The 19,189-nt window shown below is 57.6% G+C and carries 17 protein-coding genes; 7 read left to right on the top strand and 10 right to left on the bottom strand.

All coding sequences use genetic code 11. From position 1 onward, the window contains the following. Positions 1 to 279: 279 nt before the first annotated feature. From DX909_RS12530 to DX909_RS12520, 3 genes are all read left to right on the top strand, one after another. The gene (locus DX909_RS12530) at positions 280 to 705 is read left to right on the top strand and encodes a phage holin family protein (RefSeq protein ID WP_128545524.1); all 426 of its coding nucleotides are present in this window, start codon (positions 280 to 282) and stop codon (positions 703 to 705) included. A gap of 88 nt (positions 706 to 793) precedes the next feature. Continuing rightward, a complete protein-coding gene (locus DX909_RS12525) occupies positions 794 to 1,285 on the top strand; it encodes a hypothetical protein (protein WP_128545523.1) in 492 nt (163 codons plus the stop codon). Then, on the top strand, positions 1,218 to 2,024 hold the full coding sequence (locus tag DX909_RS12520; protein ID WP_128545522.1) for a phosphoglycerol geranylgeranyltransferase: 807 nt from the start codon (positions 1,218 to 1,220) through the stop codon (positions 2,022 to 2,024). The genes DX909_RS12525 and DX909_RS12520 overlap by 68 nt, the downstream gene beginning before the upstream one ends. A 71-nt stretch (positions 2,025 to 2,095) precedes the next feature. Here DX909_RS12520 and DX909_RS12515 read toward each other — a convergent pair whose 3' ends face one another. The 5 genes from DX909_RS12515 to DX909_RS12495 all read right to left on the bottom strand — a co-directional run bounded on the left by DX909_RS12515 (position 2,096) and on the right by DX909_RS12495 (position 7,577). Further along, a complete protein-coding gene (locus DX909_RS12515) occupies positions 2,096 to 3,022 on the bottom strand; it encodes an AraC family transcriptional regulator (protein ID WP_128545521.1) in 927 nt (308 codons plus the stop codon). 172 nt (positions 3,023 to 3,194) lie between these two features. Next, positions 3,195 to 4,334, bottom strand: a complete 1,140-nt coding sequence (locus DX909_RS12510; RefSeq protein WP_206513003.1) for an acyl-CoA dehydrogenase — start codon at positions 4,332 to 4,334, stop codon at positions 3,195 to 3,197. Between the two features lie 54 nt (positions 4,335 to 4,388). Next, on the bottom strand, positions 4,389 to 5,465 hold the full coding sequence (locus DX909_RS12505) for a phosphotransferase family protein (protein ID WP_128545519.1): 1,077 nt from the start codon (positions 5,463 to 5,465) through the stop codon (positions 4,389 to 4,391). Further along, entirely contained in the window at positions 5,462 to 6,679 is a 1,218-nt protein-coding gene (locus tag DX909_RS12500; RefSeq protein ID WP_128545518.1) for an acyl-CoA dehydrogenase family protein, read from the bottom strand. The genes DX909_RS12505 and DX909_RS12500 overlap by 4 nt, the downstream gene beginning before the upstream one ends. Before the next feature lie 4 nt (positions 6,680 to 6,683). Then, a complete protein-coding gene (locus tag DX909_RS12495; RefSeq protein WP_128545517.1) occupies positions 6,684 to 7,577 on the bottom strand; it encodes a DMT family transporter in 894 nt (297 codons plus the stop codon). Between the two features lie 76 nt (positions 7,578 to 7,653). Between DX909_RS12495 and DX909_RS12490 the strand changes: the two genes are divergently transcribed. Both DX909_RS12490 and DX909_RS12485 read left to right on the top strand, forming a co-directional pair. Beyond that, a complete protein-coding gene (locus DX909_RS12490) occupies positions 7,654 to 8,586 on the top strand; it encodes a polysaccharide deacetylase family protein (RefSeq protein WP_128545516.1) in 933 nt (310 codons plus the stop codon). 102 nt (positions 8,587 to 8,688) lie between these two features. Further along, the gene (locus DX909_RS12485; protein WP_128545515.1) at positions 8,689 to 9,627 is read left to right on the top strand and encodes a CPBP family intramembrane glutamic endopeptidase; all 939 of its coding nucleotides are present in this window, start codon (positions 8,689 to 8,691) and stop codon (positions 9,625 to 9,627) included. Between the two features lie 16 nt (positions 9,628 to 9,643). On the opposite strand, the gene DX909_RS12480 is transcribed toward DX909_RS12485, so the two are convergent. From DX909_RS12480 to nirB, 4 genes are all read right to left on the bottom strand, one after another. Next, positions 9,644 to 11,398, bottom strand: a complete 1,755-nt coding sequence (locus tag DX909_RS12480; RefSeq protein WP_128545514.1) for an ArnT family glycosyltransferase — start codon at positions 11,396 to 11,398, stop codon at positions 9,644 to 9,646. A gap of 57 nt (positions 11,399 to 11,455) precedes the next feature. Next, the gene (locus tag DX909_RS12475) at positions 11,456 to 12,913 is read right to left on the bottom strand and encodes an ATP-binding protein (protein WP_128545513.1); all 1,458 of its coding nucleotides are present in this window, start codon (positions 12,911 to 12,913) and stop codon (positions 11,456 to 11,458) included. A 32-nt stretch (positions 12,914 to 12,945) separates the two neighbouring features. Beyond that, the gene (gene nirD, locus DX909_RS12470; protein ID WP_128545512.1) at positions 12,946 to 13,302 is read right to left on the bottom strand and encodes a nitrite reductase small subunit NirD; all 357 of its coding nucleotides are present in this window, start codon (positions 13,300 to 13,302) and stop codon (positions 12,946 to 12,948) included. Positions 13,303 to 13,408: 106 nt separating this feature from the next. Next, entirely contained in the window at positions 13,409 to 15,949 is a 2,541-nt protein-coding gene (gene nirB, locus DX909_RS12465) for a nitrite reductase large subunit NirB (protein ID WP_128545511.1), read from the bottom strand. 217 nt (positions 15,950 to 16,166) lie between these two features. Between nirB and cobA the strand changes: the two genes are divergently transcribed. Both cobA and mog read left to right on the top strand, forming a co-directional pair. Then, entirely contained in the window at positions 16,167 to 16,928 is a 762-nt protein-coding gene (cobA, locus tag DX909_RS12460) for a uroporphyrinogen-III C-methyltransferase (protein ID WP_128545510.1), read from the top strand. Positions 16,929 to 16,946: 18 nt separating this feature from the next. Next, complete coding sequence (gene mog, locus DX909_RS12455; protein WP_128545509.1) at positions 16,947 to 17,483, top strand: molybdopterin adenylyltransferase; 537 nt, start codon at positions 16,947 to 16,949, stop codon at positions 17,481 to 17,483. 7 nt (positions 17,484 to 17,490) lie between these two features. Here mog and DX909_RS12450 read toward each other — a convergent pair whose 3' ends face one another. Next, the gene (locus DX909_RS12450; protein WP_128545508.1) at positions 17,491 to 18,780 is read right to left on the bottom strand and encodes an anthranilate phosphoribosyltransferase; all 1,290 of its coding nucleotides are present in this window, start codon (positions 18,778 to 18,780) and stop codon (positions 17,491 to 17,493) included. Between the last annotated feature and the right edge of the window lie 409 nt (positions 18,781 to 19,189).

Here is a 19,189-nt window from a genome sequence, read left to right as displayed (position 1 = left end):
AGTGAAAAATAACCATGACTGACCCGGCATGCTTATTTTCCGGGGTAAAATCAGCAACGATAAACAGGAAAAATTTCCACAATCTCCGGGATTATCATGAGTTCGCAAACCGCTTTCCAATGCTGAAGCGGTTTTTTTGTGTCCCGGAAGAATGACTCTCCATTGATTTTGGCGTCCAATAAGCATATTGTTGCGGTAAACCGGCTCCCTACGAGACTTTTTCCAAACAAAATGGAGCCTTATTTGTACTACTACAGCAGCCACTAATGATATACAGCTATGTTAGAGAAGATAGAAGAAATCAGAGAGAGCCTCTTCAAATATCTGGAAGCGAGAATCGAGTTATTCAAGCTCGAAACCCGTAACCGGGTAGAGGATGGAGTGGTTCAGGGTGTTCACGGAATCGTGCTGGGATTCTTAGCCACCATCACTACCATCTTTTTATTCAGCCTGTTGGCCGCCTATCTGAACGAAGTGCTGGACAGCCGGTATCTGGGTTTCCTGATCGTTGCCGGGTTCTTCCTGGTGCTGACGCTGATCTGGGTGTTCGCCAAGAACTCCATTGAAGGAATGCTTCGGAAAACGGCTTATAATCTGATAAAAAATCGACAGGAGAAGAAGGCAGAGGAAAAAACTGAAGTCGTGCAGGATTTGATGAATCAAACGCGGGAATCGCTCAGCCAGAGCACTTCCATGAACAAATAAACGCTCAGGTAAACCTCTACTGACCAGGCGTCCTCAAAGCTTTAAAATTGGTCAATTCATTTTTTTACTAATTTAGAACGCTCATTTTATGGATCCGAATGTGCCTTTTTCAGATACCTCAGCCCGGCGGGCCGAGTTGATGGAAGCCACCGAGCAGTATAAAAGTTCGATTGAAACCAACGTCCAGGCGCTGAAAGGCGACGCCGTCGAAGTCGGCAAATCCGTGGCGTTGGTGGCCGGTGTCTGCTTCGCCGTGTTCGTAGTCGCCAGCATCCTGCTCCCGAAGTCAAATGACGAGGATGAGGATGACGAAGATTACGATGACGAGGAAGCGGACAACCACCTCTACGAAAACAGCACGAAAGCCCAGGCCAGACGGGCTGCGAAAGCCGCAGAGGAAGCGCCGAAAAAATCAGCGATCGGAGGTGCCATCACCGGGATATTGACGTCCATCGTGACGAATATGGCCCGCCAGCAGGTGACTGATTTTATGTCTCGCTTACGTCAGAATAATGCAGCCCAGCAGCAACCAACAGCGACCAGCCCATACACGCCATCCGCTACTAACAACCCTCTGTGACCGTAAGGAAACAGGGCAGAAATCATTTGTCGTCTTGCTCGATCCGGATAAGGTCGGGCAAGACTCTTTTAAGGATCTCTTAATCCGGAGCGTCGAAAACCGGGTCGACTTCTTTTTTGTCGGCGGCAGCCTCATCACCAATTTCGTCCTGCGGGAGGTGATCGAAACCATTCGGGAGTATACGAACATCCCCACGATTCTGTTTCCCGGAAATAGCCTGCATATCGAACCCACCGCCGATGCCATTCTCCTGCTGTCTCTGATCTCCGGCCGAAATCCGGAGTTTCTGATCGGGCAGCACGTCATTGCCGCCCCCATCCTGAAACAGAGTGGGCTGGAGATTTTACCGACCGGTTATATGCTGATCGACAGCGGGGTTCAGACGACGGTTTCCTACATCAGCAACACTACTCCGATTCCGTACGACAAACCGAGCGTAGCCGCCTGTACGGCCATGGCCGGTGAGATGCTGGGCCTGAAGCTAATTTACATGGATGCCGGCAGCGGAGCCCGCCGGCCTATCTCGCCGGAAATGATCGGGGCCGTGCGGAAGTGTGTCGATACGCCGATCATCGTGGGTGGGGGCATCAACTCCGTCGAAAAGGCACAGGCCGCCCTGCGGGCCGGAGCCGATGTAATCGTGGTGGGCAACGGGATTGAGAAAGACCCGGAATTGTTACCGGAAATCGCATCCGCCGTCCAGGCCCTCAATCAGCCGGCCCTCCGCAGCGCCCAATAAACAGGGCCGCTGCGGAGAGGCTCCCGTTTAGTAAACAGGAGCCTCTCCGCAGCGGCCCTGTTATTTTCTTTTTATACGTTCATCAGCGACTCCCGACGGCGCATCTTCCCGGCCGGGATTCCGAACATCATCTTGAACCGGCGGCAGAAATACGCCGTATCCTTGTAACCTACCTCGGCACCGATCGCGCGGATGCTTTTCTTGGAGGTGCGCAGCAGGCCCACGGCCGCTTCCATCCGCTGGTATTCGATGTAGTCCTGCGGATTGATTCCCGTCAGCATCTTGAAATACTGCCCGACGTAATCTTCCGACACGTTGGCGACGTTGGCCAGCACCTTGTTCGACAGGTCGCCCCCCAGATTATCTTTGATGTAGGCAAAAATGTCGATCAGACGCGGGTCTTTGAAGTAGGTGCTGTTGGTTACCAGCTGCTCGACGAACAGGCGGTTTTTCAGGATGTAGCGAATCACCTCGATCACGATCTCCTCGGTCTTGATCTTGATGATTCGGCCTTTCCCCGGCGTATCGAGCATATCCTCGGCCAGAATCTGGTTGATGGTCTGCGCCAGCGAATCTTCCCGCTTGATGATGAAGGGCGGTACGTCCAGGGAGTTGAAGAAGTTCACCGAATCGAACACCTTCGCTTCGAACGACACGTACCCGAACGAATTCGGCATGTTGGCGATCTTCTGCGGATCGCGGTTGGCTTCGAAGTAGAGCTCACGATGCGTCATGAACTCTTCGTTCGATACGGTCCTGGGCTGGGAGGAGTCTCCGTACGTGACGGTGACGTGCTTTCCGCCCGGGATGAACAGCATATCGCCCACTTCCACCTTTACTTTCTCGTCACCGAAGGAGACTTCCCCGTTGTAGAGAATCGTCAGAGAGTTCTCGACGTCGTAGTAGTTTTTGATGGTTATAGGCTGTAAAATGCGGATATTTCGGGCTTTAATGAATTTTACACCCAGCGATTCGATTATTTTATTATAGTCTTCCATACGGTGAAAGAGATGTATCTACAGGTATTGCTGATGCAAATTTGCACAAAACTAATAAATTGTACAAATCTAATACAACAATGATTCTTGCGAAAAGATAAAAAAAATTGCGCGTCACCTACAAGGCAACGCGCGTCTTTTTTGAAAAAATTGTGTAAAAGGCGAAAAAGTTCTATTTAACCAGCTCTCGGGCTATAACCAGTTTTTGTATTTCCGACGTACCTTCATAAATCTGGGTGATTTTGGCGTCCCGCATCATCCGCTCTACGTGAAATTCTTTCACATAACCGTATCCTCCGTGAATCTGAACGGCTTCCGTCGTCGCCCACATCGCCACATCCGACGCGAACAGTTTGGCCATGGCGGCCGCCTGCACGTAGTCCTTGTGTTCATCTTTCAGCCGGGCCGCCTTGTACACCAGCAGCCGGGCCGCTTCGATCTTCGTCGCCATTTCGGCCAGCTTGAACTGGATGGCCTGATGCTCGAAAATCTTTTTTCCGAATGATTTCCGTTCCTGCGCGTAAGCCAGGGCCAGTTCATAGGCTCCGGCGGCAATGCCGAGTGCCTGGGCGGCAATCCCGATGCGGCCGCCGTTCAGCGTCGACATGGCAAACTTGAACCCGAACCCGTCGTCGCCGATGCGGTTTTCCTTCGGCACTTTGACGTCCGTGAACATCAGCGAGTGGGTGTCCGAAGCCCGGATGCCCAGCTTGTCTTCTTTTTTACCGACCACAAAACCGGGCTGGTCCTTCTCGACGATCAGGCAGTTGATACCGCGGTGCCGCTTTTCGGCGTCAGTCTGGGCCATCACCAAATAAACGGCGGCCGAGCCGCCGTTGGTGATCCAGTTTTTAGTGCCGTTCAGCAGGTAATGGTCGCCCTGGTCGGTGGCGGTGGTGTGCTGCGAGGTGGCGTCCGAACCGGCTTCCGGCTCGGAAAGGCAGAAAGCGCCGATGACCTCACCCGTTGCCAGCCGCGTCAGATAGTTCTGCTTCTGCGCTTCGGTGCCGAACATCTCCAGCCCCCAGCAGACCAGCGAGTTATTGACCGACATGATGACTGAACTGGAAGCGTCCACCCTGGATATTTCCTCCATCGCGATCACATACGACACCGTATCCATGCCGCCCCCGCCATAATCGGGCGAAACCATCATGCCCAGAAAACCCAGTTCGCCCATACGACGGACCTGTTCCGTCGGAAATTTTGCCTGGCTGTCGCGCTCGATGACGCCGGGCAGCAGTTCGTTCTGCGCAAAATCCCGGGCCGCATCCCGCACGGCCATATGTTCTTCCGTTAAATTGAAATTCAAACCGTTCAGTTCAAGGGTGGTCGAAGCCATAGGTTCTGTTGTTGATGAGTGAAATTATAAGCGGTCGGTTTCGATGGCGGTGGCGGCTTTGGCGGCCAGTGTACGAACGCCGGTCAACAGGCCGGCGAAGCGCGGGTCGCGGGTCAGTCCGCGCCGGTAGCGTCCGTAAATCTGCTGCATCACCACTGCGTTTTTGAACAGACCGAATACGTAAAAATACAAAATCCGGGACAAATCACGGCCGCTGCCGGCCCCGTATCTTTCGACTACCTCCCGGCGCGTCAGGTTGCCCGGCAGCCAGCTCAGGTTGAACGACTTCTCGAACGGCCCGTCGCCGGTTTCCGACCAGTAGGAAAGAGCCGTGCCGACATCCATGCGCGGGTCGCCGACCGTACACATCTCCCAGTCGAGCAGCGCTTCGATCTGCGTCAGGTCCGTCCTGTTCAGCACCACGTTGTCATATTTATAGTCGTTGTGCAGCAGCGTCGGCGCCTGTTCGGGCGGCAATTGGGCATCCAGCCACCGGGCGAGTTTGTCCATAACGGGCAGTTCGTCGGTCTGGGCGGCCTGATACCGCCGGTGCCAGCCCTCCACCTGCCGCCGGATGTAACCCTCCGGTTTGCCCAGCTGTACCAGCCCTGATCCGTGGATGTCCAGTGCATGAAGCGCCACCAGCTGATCGACCAGCGCTTCGGACAACCGGCGCATCGTTTCGGCAGGGAGGTTCAATGCCGACGGGCTGCCGGCCCGCAGAATGACGCCGGGCACCCGTTTCATGACGTAAAAAGGTGCACCGATGACCGCATCGTCCTCGCAGAAAACCACCGGTTCCGGCGCAGAACGGTAACCGGCCGAATGCAGCAGCGTCAACACCCGGTATTCACGGCCCATGTCGTGGCCGCCTTTGATGTCTTTGGCCCCGAACGGCGGCCGCCGAAGCACATATTCCACTGACACGGAAGCGTTTGTAAGGGCCGTCAGCAGATACGTCAGGTTGGAATAACCGCCCGGAAACTGGGCGATGGCGGTCAGCCGGCCGAAGCCGGGTACCACCGTCGCCAGATAATTATTCAGGTGAGCCTGGTCGAGTTCTTCGCCGGGTCGGATTCGGGAAGCGGAGTCGGGGTTCATGGCTTCTTTTTTATCTCCAGACCGTATTCCTTCAGAATGCTTCGCGCCAGGGCGGACTTGTGGACCTCGTCGGCCCCGTCGTAAATGCGGGCGCCCCGTTCGTGGCGGTAATACCAGGCCGGCAGCAGGTCGTCGGTGATGCCCATGGCTCCGTAGGTCTGGATCGTGCGGTCCACGACCTTCAGCATCACGTTGGCGACAAAAAATTTGATGGCCGAAATTTCGTTCCGAACTCCTGCTGCTCCATACCGGTCAATGTTGCGGGCCGTCCGCAGCACCATCAGCCGGGCGGCATCGATTTCGGCGCGGCTTTCGGCAATGAATCCCTGAATAAACTGCTTTTCGCCCAGCATCACGCCGGTTTCGATCTCGCGGGAAGCCGCCCGGCGGCACATCAGGTCGAAACAGCGTTCGCTGATGCCGATCCAGCGCATGCAGTGGTGAATCCGGCCCGGCCCCAGCCGCTCCTGCGCCAGCACGAAGCCCATACCCTCCTCCCCGATCCGGTTTGCAACCGGCACCCGCACGTCGGCCAGACGCACCTCCGCGTGACTACCCCAGTGGTCGCCGGGGTCACCCATGATGGACAGGTTCCGAACCCGCTGAAAACCAGGGGTGTCGGTCGGCACCACGATTATGCTCGCCCGCCGGTGGGCCGGGGCCTCCGGGTTGGTCACGGCCATGACGACGGCAAAAGCCGCCCCGTCGGCCGAAGACGTAAACCATTTATGGCCGTCGATCACATAGTCGTCGCCTTCCCGAACGGCCGTGGTTCCGAGCCGGGTGGGGTTCGAACCGGCAAATTCAGGTTCGGTCATGGCAAAACAGGACCGGATACGGCCGTCGCGGAGGGGTTCCAGATACCGGCTTTTGAGCGCATCGGACGCGTGCCGGTGCATCAGTTCCATGTTCCCGATGTCGGGAGCCTGGCAGTTGAACGTATAATGCCCGAACGGGCTCGCGGCCATCACCTCGCTGACCTGCCCGAACTCGCAGAGCGTTAGCCCCGGCCCGCCCTCTCCGGCCCCGAGTTGCAGCCCCCACAGGCCGGCTTTTTTGACCAGATCGCGCTTCTGGTCCAGCAACGCGGCCACCCTGGAAAACCGCCCGGTCAGGTACTCGGCCGTTTCCAGCGGAAACAGTTCGGTTTCGACGAAGGCCCGGATGCGGGGCACCAGGTCGCGGGTTTGGTCGGTGGCGAAGAGGTCTTCCATACGATTATTTAAACACGACGATCAAAGCCGCACCCGTCACCATGATGGCCGCGCCGATCAGCTTCGGCAGGATATTCTTTTCCTTAAAAAACTGATATCCAAACAGAACGCTCAGCAGCGCGGAAGTCTGAAACAGGGCCAGCGCGTAGCCGACCTGTGTTCCGTCGAAGGCCACATTGGTCGAAAACTGCATCAGGCCCACGGAGAGAAACAGAGCCAGGTAGGTGATTTTCTGGGAAAACAGCAACCGGACCTGTTCCTGCCACCGGCCCCGCAGCGCCACCCCGACCCAGACGAGCGAAAGAACGAACCCCAGCACACACCAGAACACGAAGGTCGTAACGGCGGAAGACAGCAGCATGGCCCGTTTGATGAATACCGCTTCGATGGCCGAACAGACCAGAGCCGCCAGCCGCAGCTGGATTTCGGGCCGGCGGAGCAGCTGCCAGGAAAAACCGCCTTCCAACCGGCCGGACCCCAGCACGAAGTAACTGCCGGCCACGATCAGCGCGACGCCGAGCAGCCCGAGCCAGCTCGGCACCTCGTTCAGCAGAACGATCCCGAACACGATGCTGACAACGGACTTGTAGGCGTTGACCGGCCCCAGCACCGAGAGGTCGCCCGTCCGGAGCGCCCGTACCAGAAACACATTGCCCAATACCGCCAGAATACTGACGATCAACGCGTTGTACCAGAAAGCCGGCGAAAGGGCCGTCAGAGAGATGTCCTTCCAGAAAAACAGGCTGAGCAGGCTCAGAAAACCGTAGGTGGCCGAGGTTACGAAGAGCGGTTCGGCCGACCGCTGGGTGAGCTGCTTCTGAAAAACGTTCGAAAGCGGATTGGCCACGATCCGGATGATTACGGCCAGGGTGGTAAGCGTGATGATAAACAGTAACATGGTTACAAGTATAGCGATTGCCGGAACATTTGAAATAGTTTGCCCATCTTTGCGCCAAACCTCCGCCCGAAAACCGATGCGCTTTTGGCTTCTCCTCCTCTGCCTGCCGACGGCTTTTTCCCTCCAGGCCCAGAAACAAATCGTCGTCACGGTCGACGATCTGCCCACGGTTTCCCGATTTTACCGGACACCCGCCGACCGGATGGCCATGACCCGGCGGCTGCTGCATCACTTCCGGGAGTACCAGGTTCCGGCCATCGGCTTCGTAGTTTCGCAGTGGCTTTACCGCGACGGCGCGCCCGACCCGGACCAGGTTGCCATCCTGAAGCAGTGGCTGGAGGCCGGCTATGAACTGGGTAACCACACGTTCGCGCATAAAGACCTCAACCGGATATCGATTCGGGAATACCTCGACGACGTTTCCGGCGGGGAGAAGATCACGCGGGATTTAGTCAGCCGGCAGGGAAAACCGTTCCGGTATTTCCGGCACCCCTTTCTGCGGAAAGGCGACACGCCCGGTAAGAAAGATTCGCTGGAACGCTTTCTGGTGCAGCACCAATACCGCGAAGCGCCCGTCACGGTCGATAACTCCGATTACCTGTTTTCGCTGGCCTTCGACAAAGCCCTGCTGAAAGGGGATACGGCAACGGCCGGAGAAGTCGGGCGGCAGTATCTGGACTATATGACGGCTGTGGTCGGGTATTACGAAGCGCAGACCGACTCGCTGTTCGGGCGGCAGATTCCGCAGACGCTGCTGATTCATGCCAACAGCATCAACGCCCATTATTTCGGTGAGCTGCTGCGCCGGCTGAAAAACCGGGGTTATTCGTTTATCTCTTTAGAAGATGCCCTGAAAGACGAAGCGTACCGCTCGGAAGACCGGTATGTGGGCCGGGGCGGCATTTCCTGGCTGCACCGCTGGGCGCTGACGCGCGGCAAAAAAGGCGCGTTTTTCAAAGGAGAACCCGAAGTGCCGGCGCTGGTGAACCAGCTGGCCGAAGGGCAGTGAAACCGCTTCATCGAACCGAATCCGCAATTCAGCCAACCATCTGATCCTTACAAGCGTGGGCTGGTTGGTTTCCTGTCCGGATTGTGCCAATTTCGGGCCGCCATGCGTACGATCATCCGTTACCTCCGTGACTACCTGAAAGCCGATTTCCGCCCGGACCTGTATGCCGTGACTGCGGTCTTTCTGGCCGCCTGCATCGGTCTGAATTACTACCTCGATTTCGAGGATTCCTACATCGACGCCTACCGGGGCCAAAACATCCGGATTGTCTATTATTTTCTCCTCTATGCCTTCGCCTACTATACCGGTGTGGGCCTCTGGACCCGGTTTCACGGGCAGACGGAGGTCTGGCAATCGCGGGATTTCTGGCTGTATAGCCTGTTCGGGCTGGCGGTGTATGCGGTCTATGCCGGGTTCTACGGATTCAACGACTGGAGTCACCGGCTACTGGACGGCGCGATTTACCGTTTCGCCTTCTACTGCCTGCGCAACCTGCACTCGCTGGTGACGGTGCTGCTGCCGCTGCTGCTGTTTTACTGGTTTGCGGAAAAGGAGAAAAACGGCTTCTATGGGATGCGGCCCAAATGGAAGGGGCTGCGGATCTACTTCATCCTGCTGCTCTGCATGGCTCCGCTGATCACCTATGCCTCTTTCCAGCCCTCCTTTCTGGAAACCTACCCTACCTACCGGGACACCGAAGCCGACGAGTTTTTCAACGTACCGACCTGGGTAACGGCCGTCATTTATGAACTGGCCTACGGCTGGGATTTCGTCCCGACGGAGCTGATGTTCCGGGGCTTTCTGGTGATCGGCATGAGCCGGATTCTGGGCCGCGGGGCCGTTCTGCCGATGGTGGTCACGTATGCGTTCATCCACTTCGGGAAGCCGCCCGGCGAAACGATCAGCTCCATCTTCGGCGGTTACATCCTCGGCGTCATCGCCCTCCGGACGCGCAGCATCTGGGGCGGCATCATCATCCACCTCGGCGTGGCCTGGCTGATGGAACTGGCGGCTTTCATCCAACTGGCTTTCCAATCTTAAATCGTAGTTCCGGCGCTTACTTGATGAAAGACGGCTTTCGACGCAGGAACACGAACCCGCTTTCCTCGCCGATCACCTCGAGGTTGGGGTTATAGCGGTACTGGTCGAGGTTGATGTTGCGGGTCACGAAAAATGTCGGTTTGTCGACGGGGCCGTTGATGAGCCAGTCTTCCCGGTAGCTGTTCGGGTTGGTCTGGGGCTGCTTGCGGAAGTAAAACAGATGGGCGTAGCTTTTGTAGCCGATTGGCTCGATGTAAATGTCCTGCTCCTGCTTGGCTTCGTAGAAGTCGATGACGGCGCCCTGCGTATAGCGCTCGATTTTCGGCACGATCACCGGCAGAACGAACCAGAGCAGCAGCGGAGTCGCCAGAAAGAGAGCCACCGTCCCCAGCACCGGCCGCCGGGACCGGAACCATAGCGCCCAGGCAATCAGCAGCCCGTAGGCCAGTCCGATGACCCACTCCCAGCCGTCCCACTCGACGGGGGCCGTCAGGTTGGCGGCCGCAAACCGGTCTTTAACGTAGGGAATCAACTGGTCGGTATAAAGGCCGATCACCGGCAGGGCGGCAATGGCCAGGGCCAGTACCCCGCCGATGAGGGCAATGCCGACGGTCAGCCAGCGGTTCCATTTCAGTTCTCCGTTCAGGTAAGCGTACAATACCGTGGCCGCCAGAAAGGAAACCGGAAACCAGGCCATCGAGGAATAATGCACGATCTTGGTCTTCACAATGGAGAACAGGATCATCACCACCCAGAACAGAATGACCATCCAGAATCGAAAATCCTCCGCCCGTTCGACTGCTCGTCCGGATTTGTAATCCGAACCGCCGGCAGTCGCTCCTCCCCCTGCCGCGGATTTGTAATCCGCCATTCCGGTTGCGCGTTCGGAGCGGTCACCCGCAACCACCGGCCGAAACCGATGCCGAAAGCCGCGAATGGCAAACAGCGACATTGGAAAGCAACCCAGAAGCACCACCAGAAAGTGATAATAAAACGGTTGCTGATGCCCGGCGTCGGGTGTCGAGAACAGCCGGACCTGATACCGCAGAAATTCTTCGAAGAACCAGAACCCGTTCTTGATCAGCTCCAGCCCGAACCATACCGAGGCCACCGCCAGCGCGCAGAGAAAAAAAAGCGCGCCGTTGCCGAAGCCGAGAATCGGGCGGAACCGCCGGAAACCCCAGTAGATCAGGAACGTCAGGCCCACCAGCAACCCGCCGACCGGCCCTTTCGTCAACACGGCCAGCCCGACGAACAACCCTGACAGGGCCGCTAACCGCGTGGCTGAAGCGCTGCCGTAGGCCGCCACGGCCCGGCTGATGAACCAGACGCCCAGAAAGATGAAGAGATTGAACGTCGGATCGATGATGCCCGACTTGAAATACAAGTGGGGCGTCAGCGAACCGAAATACGCCAGCGCCCAGAGCAGGCCAAACCGCCGGTCGACCAGTTGGCGGCCGATGCCGAACAGTACCACGAGCGTAACGACACCGACCACCGCATTCGGAAACCGGGCGGCATACTCCCCGATCCCGAAGGTTTTCATCGCCAGCACCTGCATCCAGAAAAACAGGGGCGGTTTTTCCCAGAACGGCTGAAAATTGATCTGTACGCGGGTATAGTTGCCCGTTACGATCATCTCCCGCGCTGATTCGGCGAAGTTGATCTCGTCCCAGTCGAACAGGTGAACCCGTCCCAGAAAGGGAAAATAGAACAGCGCCCCGGCCAGAACGATCAGCAGAGGGATAAAACGCGACGGTATTCGAGGCATAACGTTAAAATTGATTCCGCAAAAGTACGGAAACTCCCCGATACGCCCGTCTTCCGCTTAAACGTGGGTCGCGTACTGTTTCGCGGAGAGCGACAGCGCCGGTACGCTGACCTCGATGACGGTGCCTTCGCCCGGCTCGGATTCAATCTGCCAGGTGCCTTTCATCAGCCGCGTCCGCTCCTGCATGTTGCGCAGCCCCTGCGAGGGTGTGCCGGTGCTGCGCAGGTCGAGGGCCGAGTCGGTGCGGCTAACGAAACCGATGCCGTCGTCTTCCACCCGCAGCCGGATGCGTCCGTGCTTTTCGTACACTTCCAGATCGATATGGTCGGCATCGGCATGCTTGACGGCATTGTGAATGGCTTCCTGCGCAATGCGGTACAGGCCCATTTCCATGGCCTTGTCGAGCCGGCGGTTTTTGAGCCCGGAGTGGAACGTGATCAGGGTGGTGGTCTGCTTCTGCTGAAGGTCCACAAGCTGGCGCAGGGCCGATTCCAGCCCGAAGTCGTTCAGGGCGGTCGGCATCAGTTCGTTCGAGACGTTCCGTACTTCCTGAATGGTCCGTAAGATAAGGTCTTTCAGGTCCGTAAACTGACGCAATGCCGTCGGGGTGCGGAAAGCGGTCGGCTGAAGCTGCTCGGCCCCGAGTTTCAGGCCGGTGAGCATCTGGCCGATACCGTCGTGGAGTTCGCGCGAGATCCGGCGACGCTCTTCATCCTGTCCCTGCATGACGGAAGCCAGCCGGATTTTCTGCTCGTTGAGCTGCTGTTCGACCAGTTGGGCACGGGTTGAGCGCAGCGAAGTGCTGGTATCCTGCAACTCCAGGCTGATCTGAACGGCCCGGCGCTCGGAAGCGATTAGCCGTGACATGGTTTTCTCAATAGCCCGGACGGCCGGACGGAAAATAAACAGGGCTTCCAGCACCAGCACGATGAGCGTCAGCGCCATCAGCAGCTGTTCGATGGCCCGCAGCCGTTCCACTTTGGACCGGGCTTCGGCTTCATATTGAGCCACGATCCGATCCATCTGCCGCAGAAATACCTTTTCGTTGGTAATAATCGACTGCAAAGCCGCCCGGGCCTCGGGTGCGCCCGGATAGCCGCCCTGATCCGACCACCGGATCAGGGCATGGGCCGACCGGCTGACGGACCGGAACGGCGGCTCCAGACCGACAAACAATTTTTCCAGCGTTTCACTGTTCTCCACGGTCGCATGTAATTCCGCCAGCCGGCCGGTTTTCAGTTCCTGATGATAATGTTCCCAGCTGCCCAGCACCTGTCGCAGGTCTTCGACGTAAAAGGCCCGCTCCGCCGGCTGACTGACCAGCAGCAGGGCATCCTTGGCGATCTGCTGGCTCTGGAACCGCTGCCGGCCGGCGTGATTCACCAGCCACGAATCGTTCAACTGGTCCTGAATCTGTCGCTGAATCAACCATTGTCCGGCCATGGTCAGCCCGGCCACAAGCGCCAGGGCGATGGAGTACTGACGGGTAAATCTTTGAGCAATCGAACCAGTCATAACAAATCGTATTTAACAGTTAAACTATTGAATTACAAAGCAATGTAGACAAACCCATCTTCAACCCGAACCGGGTAGGTCTCGATGGCGTATTCCTCGCCGTTCAGGTTCTGGCCGGTTTTGAGCGAAAACGTTTTCTTGTGAAACGGGCAGGCCACCTTCGGCTCACCCTGGCAATCGCCGATCAGCCCGCGCGCCAGGATCATCTGGGCCTTGTGCGGACACATGTTCTGACAGGCATACCACTCGCCCGTCGCCTTAAAGTGAAAGACGGCAATCTGCCGCTCCCCAATCTTTACGCACCCCCCGCCGTCGGCCGGAAAAGCCGTCACCGGAGCCGTCCGGTACCACTGCCGGGTATTTTCGATGGATATATTCTGAGACACCATGGTTTCAATTTTTGAGTTGTAGAATTGTTGAATGATTGAATGGGGCGCTGCCATTTTTAGCACTGCGGAGCCCGTTCAATCATTCAATTATTCAATCATTCAACAATTACCATCCCGCCGGGCGCTTCTGTCCGCGTTCCTCGACAAACGCCAGCGTAGGGTCGGGGTCGCTGGTGTTGATGAAATGGCGGTATTCGCTCCGCAGATCATCACTTTCGACGACCGATTTCCATTCGCACTGGTAAGCGTCGACCAGCCGCTGCATCTCCTGCTCGAACTGCTCGTTCAGGCCCAGCACATCGTCGATCACCACGCTCCGCAGATACCCCATGCCGCCTTCCAGCTTGTTCAGCCAGGTGGCGGTGCGGGCCAGCGGCTCGGCGGTTTTGATGTAGAACATCAGAAACCGGTCGATGTAGCGGATACAGGTCTCGCGGTCGATGTCCGACGCCAGCAGCTGCGCGTGCTGCGGTTTGGCTCCGCCGTTGCCGCAGACATATAGGTTCCAGCCCTTTTCGGTAGCGATGATCCCGAAGTCCTTCGACTGAGCTTCGGCGCATTCCCGGACGCAGCCCGACACGGCACTTTTCAGTTTGTGCGGAGCACGAAGGCCCTTGTAGCGGTTTTCGATCTCGATGGCAAAGCCGACCGAATCCTGAACCCCAAACCGGCACCAGGTTGACCCGACGCAGCTTTTCACCGTCCGCAGGGCTTTGCCGTAGGCGTGTCCGCTCTCGAATCCCGCTTCGATGAGTTCTTCCCAGATCATCGGAAGCTGGTCGACGCGCGCCCCGAACAGGTCGATGCGCTGCCCGCCCGTGATTTTGCAGTAGAGATTATATTTCTGCGCGACCTGACCCAGGGCGATCAGCCTGTCGGGCGTGATCTCCCCGCCGGCCACCCGCGGCACGACGGAATAGGTTCCGCCCCGCTGGATGTTCGCCAGATAGCGATCGTTGGTATCCTGAATAACGGAGTGCCGGGCAATCAGATCGTTGTGAACGCTGGCCAGGATGGAAGCCACCGCCGGTTTGCAGACCTCGCAGCCGTGGCCTTTGCCGTAGTGGGCCAGTACTTCGTCGAACGTTTCCTCTTCGTTGATCCGGACCAGGTCATAGAGTTCCTGCCGCGTGTGGTCGAAATGCTCGCAGAGTACCTTCCGGACGATCTTACCCTGCGCTTTCAGGGTTTCGGTCAGCAGGTCGCCGAGCATCGGCACGCAGCCTCCGCAGCCGGTTCCGGCTTTGGTGCATTTTTTAATGGCGGCCACGTCGCCCAGTTCCTTTTCCGTAATGGAGGAGCAGATGTCGCCTTTGGAAATGCCTTCGCAGGAGCAGATCAGGGCCTCGTCCGGCAAGCTCATGACACCGGCACCGGCCGCGGTGCCCTCGCCTTTGCGGGCGGGCAACAGCAGGTCTTCGGGCGTGGGCGGCAGCAGGATGCGGTTTTTGCAGGTCTGCAGCAGCATGTTGTATGCTTCCGCTTCCCCGACCAGAATACCGCCCAGCAGATATTTGCCGTCTTCGCTGATGTTGACCCGCTTATAGATTCCGTTCAGCCGGTCTTCCCAGACCAGCGAGCGGTGTTTCGTCGTTTCGCAGAACGGATCGCCGAAGCTGGCCACGTCGACGCCGATCAGTTTCAGCTTCGTCGACATGTCGAAGCCCGTAAACAGTTTCGTCGGTCCGGCTGCTCGTTCGGATTCTAAATCCGCATGTTTTGCAATCGCCGAGGCCACCACATCGGCCATTTCATACGCCGGAGCAACCAGTCCGTAGATCATCCCGCCGTGCAGGGCACATTCCCCGACGGCATAGATGGCCGGATCGGAGGTCTGCATGGCATCATTGACGACGATGCCGCCCCTCGGGCCGATCGCCAGCCCGATCTTGCGGGCCAGCTCGTCGCGGGGTTTGATCCCGGCCGAGATGATCACCATGTCGGCATCCAGCACCGTATCGTCGGCGAAGCGCAGACCGGCGACGCGGTCGTATCCTTCAAAATGCGTGGTGTTTTTGCTGAGGTGGATGGAGACGCCGATGGCTTCCATCTTGGCTTTGAGTATCCCGGCACCGGCCGAATCGAGCTGCCGGGGCATCAGCCGGGGTGCAAACTCGACCACGTGCGTCTCCAGGCCCATGTCCAGAGCCGCTTTAGCGGCTTCGAGGCCCAGCAGACCGCCCCCGATCACGGCCGCCCGGGTGGCCTGCCGGCCCCAGTTCGTAATGGCTTCGAGGTCTTCGATGGTCCGGTACACGAAAATACCGTCTTTGTGAATACCCGGCACCGACGGCACAAAGGGGGCCGAGCCGGTCGCCATCACCAGCACGTCGTAGGGAACGCAGCGCCCGGAATGCGTGGTAACTGTGCGGGCGTCGCGGTCGATCTGGACGACGCACTCGCCCGTAAAAAGCCGGATGCCGTGGTCGGCATACCAGCCGGCCGGAGCCAGGGTCAGCTCGTCGGCCGGGGTTCCGGAAAAATAGGCACTCAGATGCACCCGGTCGTAAGCCGGTCGGGGCTCCTCGCCAAACACCGTCAGGGAGAACCGACCGCCATCGGTTGCTATCCCCTCTGTCCGGGCCAGTAACTTTTCGCAGAACTTGAAGCCTGCCATCCCGTTACCGACCACCACAATGTTTGTCATTGTCAGATGGATTTAAAGTGGAACACGTTTTATTCTCTATGAAAAATTACATATTTTCTATATATTTTTTAAAATTTGGCATTTTTGCCTTTTTGCCAAAGGTTATTTGTGCAAATGATGCTTAAAGTTATTAAATGTATTGAAAAGTCAAGTTTTCTTTCGTAAAATTGTTGAGTAAAATTACCATGTGGAATTGTTGGCGGACCGTTCTGCGAATATGAAGACACCCAAACTTACCCTGGTCGGGGCCGGCCCCGGCGATCCTGAACTGATCACGCTCAAGGGCGTACGTGCCCTGCAAAGCGCCGACGTCATCCTGTATGATGCGCTGGTTCACAACGACTTATTAAAATCATTCGCCCCCCCGACGGCGGAGTTGGTCTTTGTCGGAAAACGGCGGGGCCGCTGCGAATTTGCGCAGCACGACATCAATCACCTCATCGTCCGGTATGCTCACAGCCACGGCCATGTGGTCCGGCTGAAAGGCGGAGATCCGTTTATCTTCGGGCGCGGGTTTGAGGAAATGGCCTTTGCGCAGGATTGTGGCGTCGAGGTGTCCGTGGTTCCCGGCCTGTCGAGCAGCTATTCGGTGCCGGCGCTGGCCGGAATTCCGCTCACCTGCCGGGGTCTGAGCGAGTCGTTCTGGGTACTGACGGGCACGACCAAAGACCATCGTCTCTCTGATGATATCCGCACCGCCGTCCGGACGAAGGCCACCCTGGTCATCCTGATGGGTATGAAACACTTACCCGAAATTGTGGAGATTCTGGCGTCGGAAGGAAAAACCGATACGCCCGCGGCCGTCATCCAGAACGGAAGCTGGGAAACGGAGGCCGTCGCTGTCGCCACCGTCGGTACGCTCTGTGAGGAAGTGGAACGGAAGGGGCTGAGCAACCCGGCCATTATCATCATCGGTGAGGTGGTCGGACTGCATCCGGCGGCCTTGAACCGGGCGGCTCACTTGGCGGTCGTGCGGTAGGAGCGTATCTTTGCCGTCATGAGCAATGCCATCCGTATCGGAATCATCAATGTGTCGGACCGGGCCAGCGCCGGTATCTACGAGGACATCCCCGGCAAGGCCGTCGTCGGCCTGCTGACCGAATACCTGAGCTGTGACTGGGAACCGGTCTACCGCGTCATCCCCGACGAGCAGGATCAGATCGAAGCCGCCCTGAAGGAACTGGCCGACGCGGAAGGCTGCTGCCTGGTGGTGACGACCGGCGGCACCGGTCCTTCCCCGCGCGACGTGACGCCGGAAGCCACGGAAGCCGTCTGCCGGAAGATGATGCCGGGTTTCGGGGAGCTGATGCGTCAGGAAAGCCTGAAATATGTGCCGACGGCCATCCTGTCGCGGCAGACGGCCGGCATCCGGAACCGGACGCTGATCGTAAATCTGCCCGGCAAACCGACTGCGATCGGGCAATGCCTGTCGGTAATTTTTCCGGCCATCCCCTACTGCATCGACCTGATCGGCGGGCCTTTCCTGACCACGCACGAAAACGTGATGAAGGTCTTCCGGCCAAAAACCACCTGACCGGCTTTTACGACCACTGCGCGCCCGTGCCGCCGAGCTGTCCTTCGATCCACTCCATCCCCCGTTCGAGCAGAGCATGGGCAAACCGGACCCGGTTATCGAAGGCTTCGTTGTCGGTTTCGCCCTCGTTCAGGAAGGCACGCACCAGCCGGGCATTGTCGCCCACCTCCAGGCTGGTCACGATTTCGTCGCTGTCGGTCCGGAAGTCGGCGAAAGCCGGAAGGCTGACGTCGAAGTGCTGGTAGAACAGGTGCCCGCGGGTGGTCCGGACGGCACAGAGAATGCCGCTCGCGCGGCCGGTGGAAGGGCTCAGGCTGCCTTCCAGCCCCCGCTTCAACACGATAGCGGCATCGAATCCGGCCATCAGGGCCAGTTCGGCCATTTTCATCTGATACGTAATGTGAAAAACGGAGGTGACCAGAATCCGGGCGCTGCACGGGTTCAATACCTTTTCCAGCGTTGAGAGGAAAGGCCGCTTCAGGATCATCCGCCGGCGGTCGACCCAGCGGTTGAGCGCCGGAGAAAGGGCTTTCTGGTCGAGTACCCAGCCGAAAGGCTCCGGCGGTGAACTGATCTCGTGGTTGCTCTGAAGCATCGGGCAGCCCAGGTAGAGATAGAGGTCATGGGCATTGAGGGTGAATTTCGGCCCGGGCGTCCGCCCGACGACCGACAGCGCCCCATAGCCGCGCTGCTCGAAGAAGTGAGCCAGCAGGGGCGTAATGAGGTACGAATGCTCCACCCCATCGAACGGCTCGGCCAGCTGCACCAGCGGCCGCTCCACGCAGCTCAGCTGGCGGAAACCGGGCGTAATGGTGTCCATGGCCGCATCATACAGCCCTTTATATTCGTCGTTCGTTTCATGCCGGACCCGCAGAATGCTGGCCGCCATGCCTTTGAACGTCTCGCACGGTTCGTCCGAAAAAAGAAAAGCCCCCAGCTGGTGGGCTTCGCTGGGCCGCAGCGTGTGCCCCCTCAGTAACTTGGTGGCAATCGGAAAAAGGCTGCCCGGCAGATCCGGACATACCTTATTAATAAAATAGCTGGCATGTGAGAAAGCACCCTTCCCAAACACCGACTCCAGGATCATCTCCTCCGCCGTCGGACCCTTCGCCAGCAGGGCACCCAGGAAAGCTCCTTTCTGCAGCGGGTCCGCATCTCCGCTCAACAGCACCTGCCTGCACTCTTCCAGCAACTGGGGCGGCAACGGCTTGCTGCCGTGTTTGCCGATACCTATGAACTGGATGCCCCGGCCTAACGGAGTCGCAGTGGGGTCAGCGACGGAGTGTACCTGAGTCATGATGCGATTGAACTTTGTATTTTAACCTGAAATTACGAAAAGGGACAGATTTTCCGGCAAACACCTTTACTTTTAAACGAACTTTTGAGCATTTACCAAATATTTTTTGATCTACGCTCATTTTTGCAACCTATCTTTTGGAAAATAAATAATTATACCTAATTTTCGCTCAGCATCTAAGTAGCATTACTTAGTAAATCTACTCTATAAAAAATGGGAATCAAATTATCCAAATAGTTCAATTCCACGTGAAATGCCCCGATAAGGGCTATACGAGGCCAAAGACAGGGAATTAAAATATTTACCGGTTATTTATAATTTTTTGAAGTTTTGCGCCCGGTACTCTTCCGGTGATTGGCGGATTGCTGCGAAGAGGACTTTCGGAAAACGGATGGCGGTCCGTCCCGGA

It is taken from the genome of Larkinella soli, assembly GCF_003703975.1.
In the GTDB taxonomy this organism is placed as follows: Bacteria; Bacteroidota; Bacteroidia; order Cytophagales; family Spirosomataceae; genus Larkinella; species Larkinella soli.
Note: the sequence above shows the minus strand (reverse complement) of the source record. Positions and strands in the feature narration are given on the sequence as shown.

Coding starts and splice junctions, on each gene's coding strand:
- DX909_RS12530 (WP_128545524.1), top strand. CDS start 280: ATGTTAGAGAAGATAGAAGAAATCAGAGAGAGCCTCTTCAAATATCTG.
- DX909_RS12525 (WP_128545523.1), top strand. CDS start 794: ATGGATCCGAATGTGCCTTTTTCAGATACCTCAGCCCGGCGGGCCGAG.
- DX909_RS12520 (WP_128545522.1), top strand. CDS start 1,218: ATGCAGCCCAGCAGCAACCAACAGCGACCAGCCCATACACGCCATCCG.
- DX909_RS12515 (WP_128545521.1), bottom strand. CDS start 3,022: ATGGAAGACTATAATAAAATAATCGAATCGCTGGGTGTAAAATTCATT.
- DX909_RS12505 (WP_128545519.1), bottom strand. CDS start 5,465: ATGAACCCCGACTCCGCTTCCCGAATCCGACCCGGCGAAGAACTCGAC.
- DX909_RS12500 (WP_128545518.1), bottom strand. CDS start 6,679: ATGGAAGACCTCTTCGCCACCGACCAAACCCGCGACCTGGTGCCCCGC.
- DX909_RS12495 (WP_128545517.1), bottom strand. CDS start 7,577: ATGTTACTGTTTATCATCACGCTTACCACCCTGGCCGTAATCATCCGG.
- DX909_RS12490 (WP_128545516.1), top strand. CDS start 7,654: ATGCGCTTTTGGCTTCTCCTCCTCTGCCTGCCGACGGCTTTTTCCCTC.
- DX909_RS12485 (WP_128545515.1), top strand. CDS start 8,689: ATGCGTACGATCATCCGTTACCTCCGTGACTACCTGAAAGCCGATTTC.
- DX909_RS12480 (WP_128545514.1), bottom strand. CDS start 11,398: ATGCCTCGAATACCGTCGCGTTTTATCCCTCTGCTGATCGTTCTGGCC.
- DX909_RS12475 (WP_128545513.1), bottom strand. CDS start 12,913: ATGACTGGTTCGATTGCTCAAAGATTTACCCGTCAGTACTCCATCGCC.
- nirD (WP_128545512.1), bottom strand. CDS start 13,302: ATGGTGTCTCAGAATATATCCATCGAAAATACCCGGCAGTGGTACCGG.
- nirB (WP_128545511.1), bottom strand. CDS start 15,949: ATGACAAACATTGTGGTGGTCGGTAACGGGATGGCAGGCTTCAAGTTC.
- cobA (WP_128545510.1), top strand. CDS start 16,167: ATGAAGACACCCAAACTTACCCTGGTCGGGGCCGGCCCCGGCGATCCT.
- mog (WP_128545509.1), top strand. CDS start 16,947: ATGAGCAATGCCATCCGTATCGGAATCATCAATGTGTCGGACCGGGCC.
- DX909_RS12450 (WP_128545508.1), bottom strand. CDS start 18,780: ATGACTCAGGTACACTCCGTCGCTGACCCCACTGCGACTCCGTTAGGC.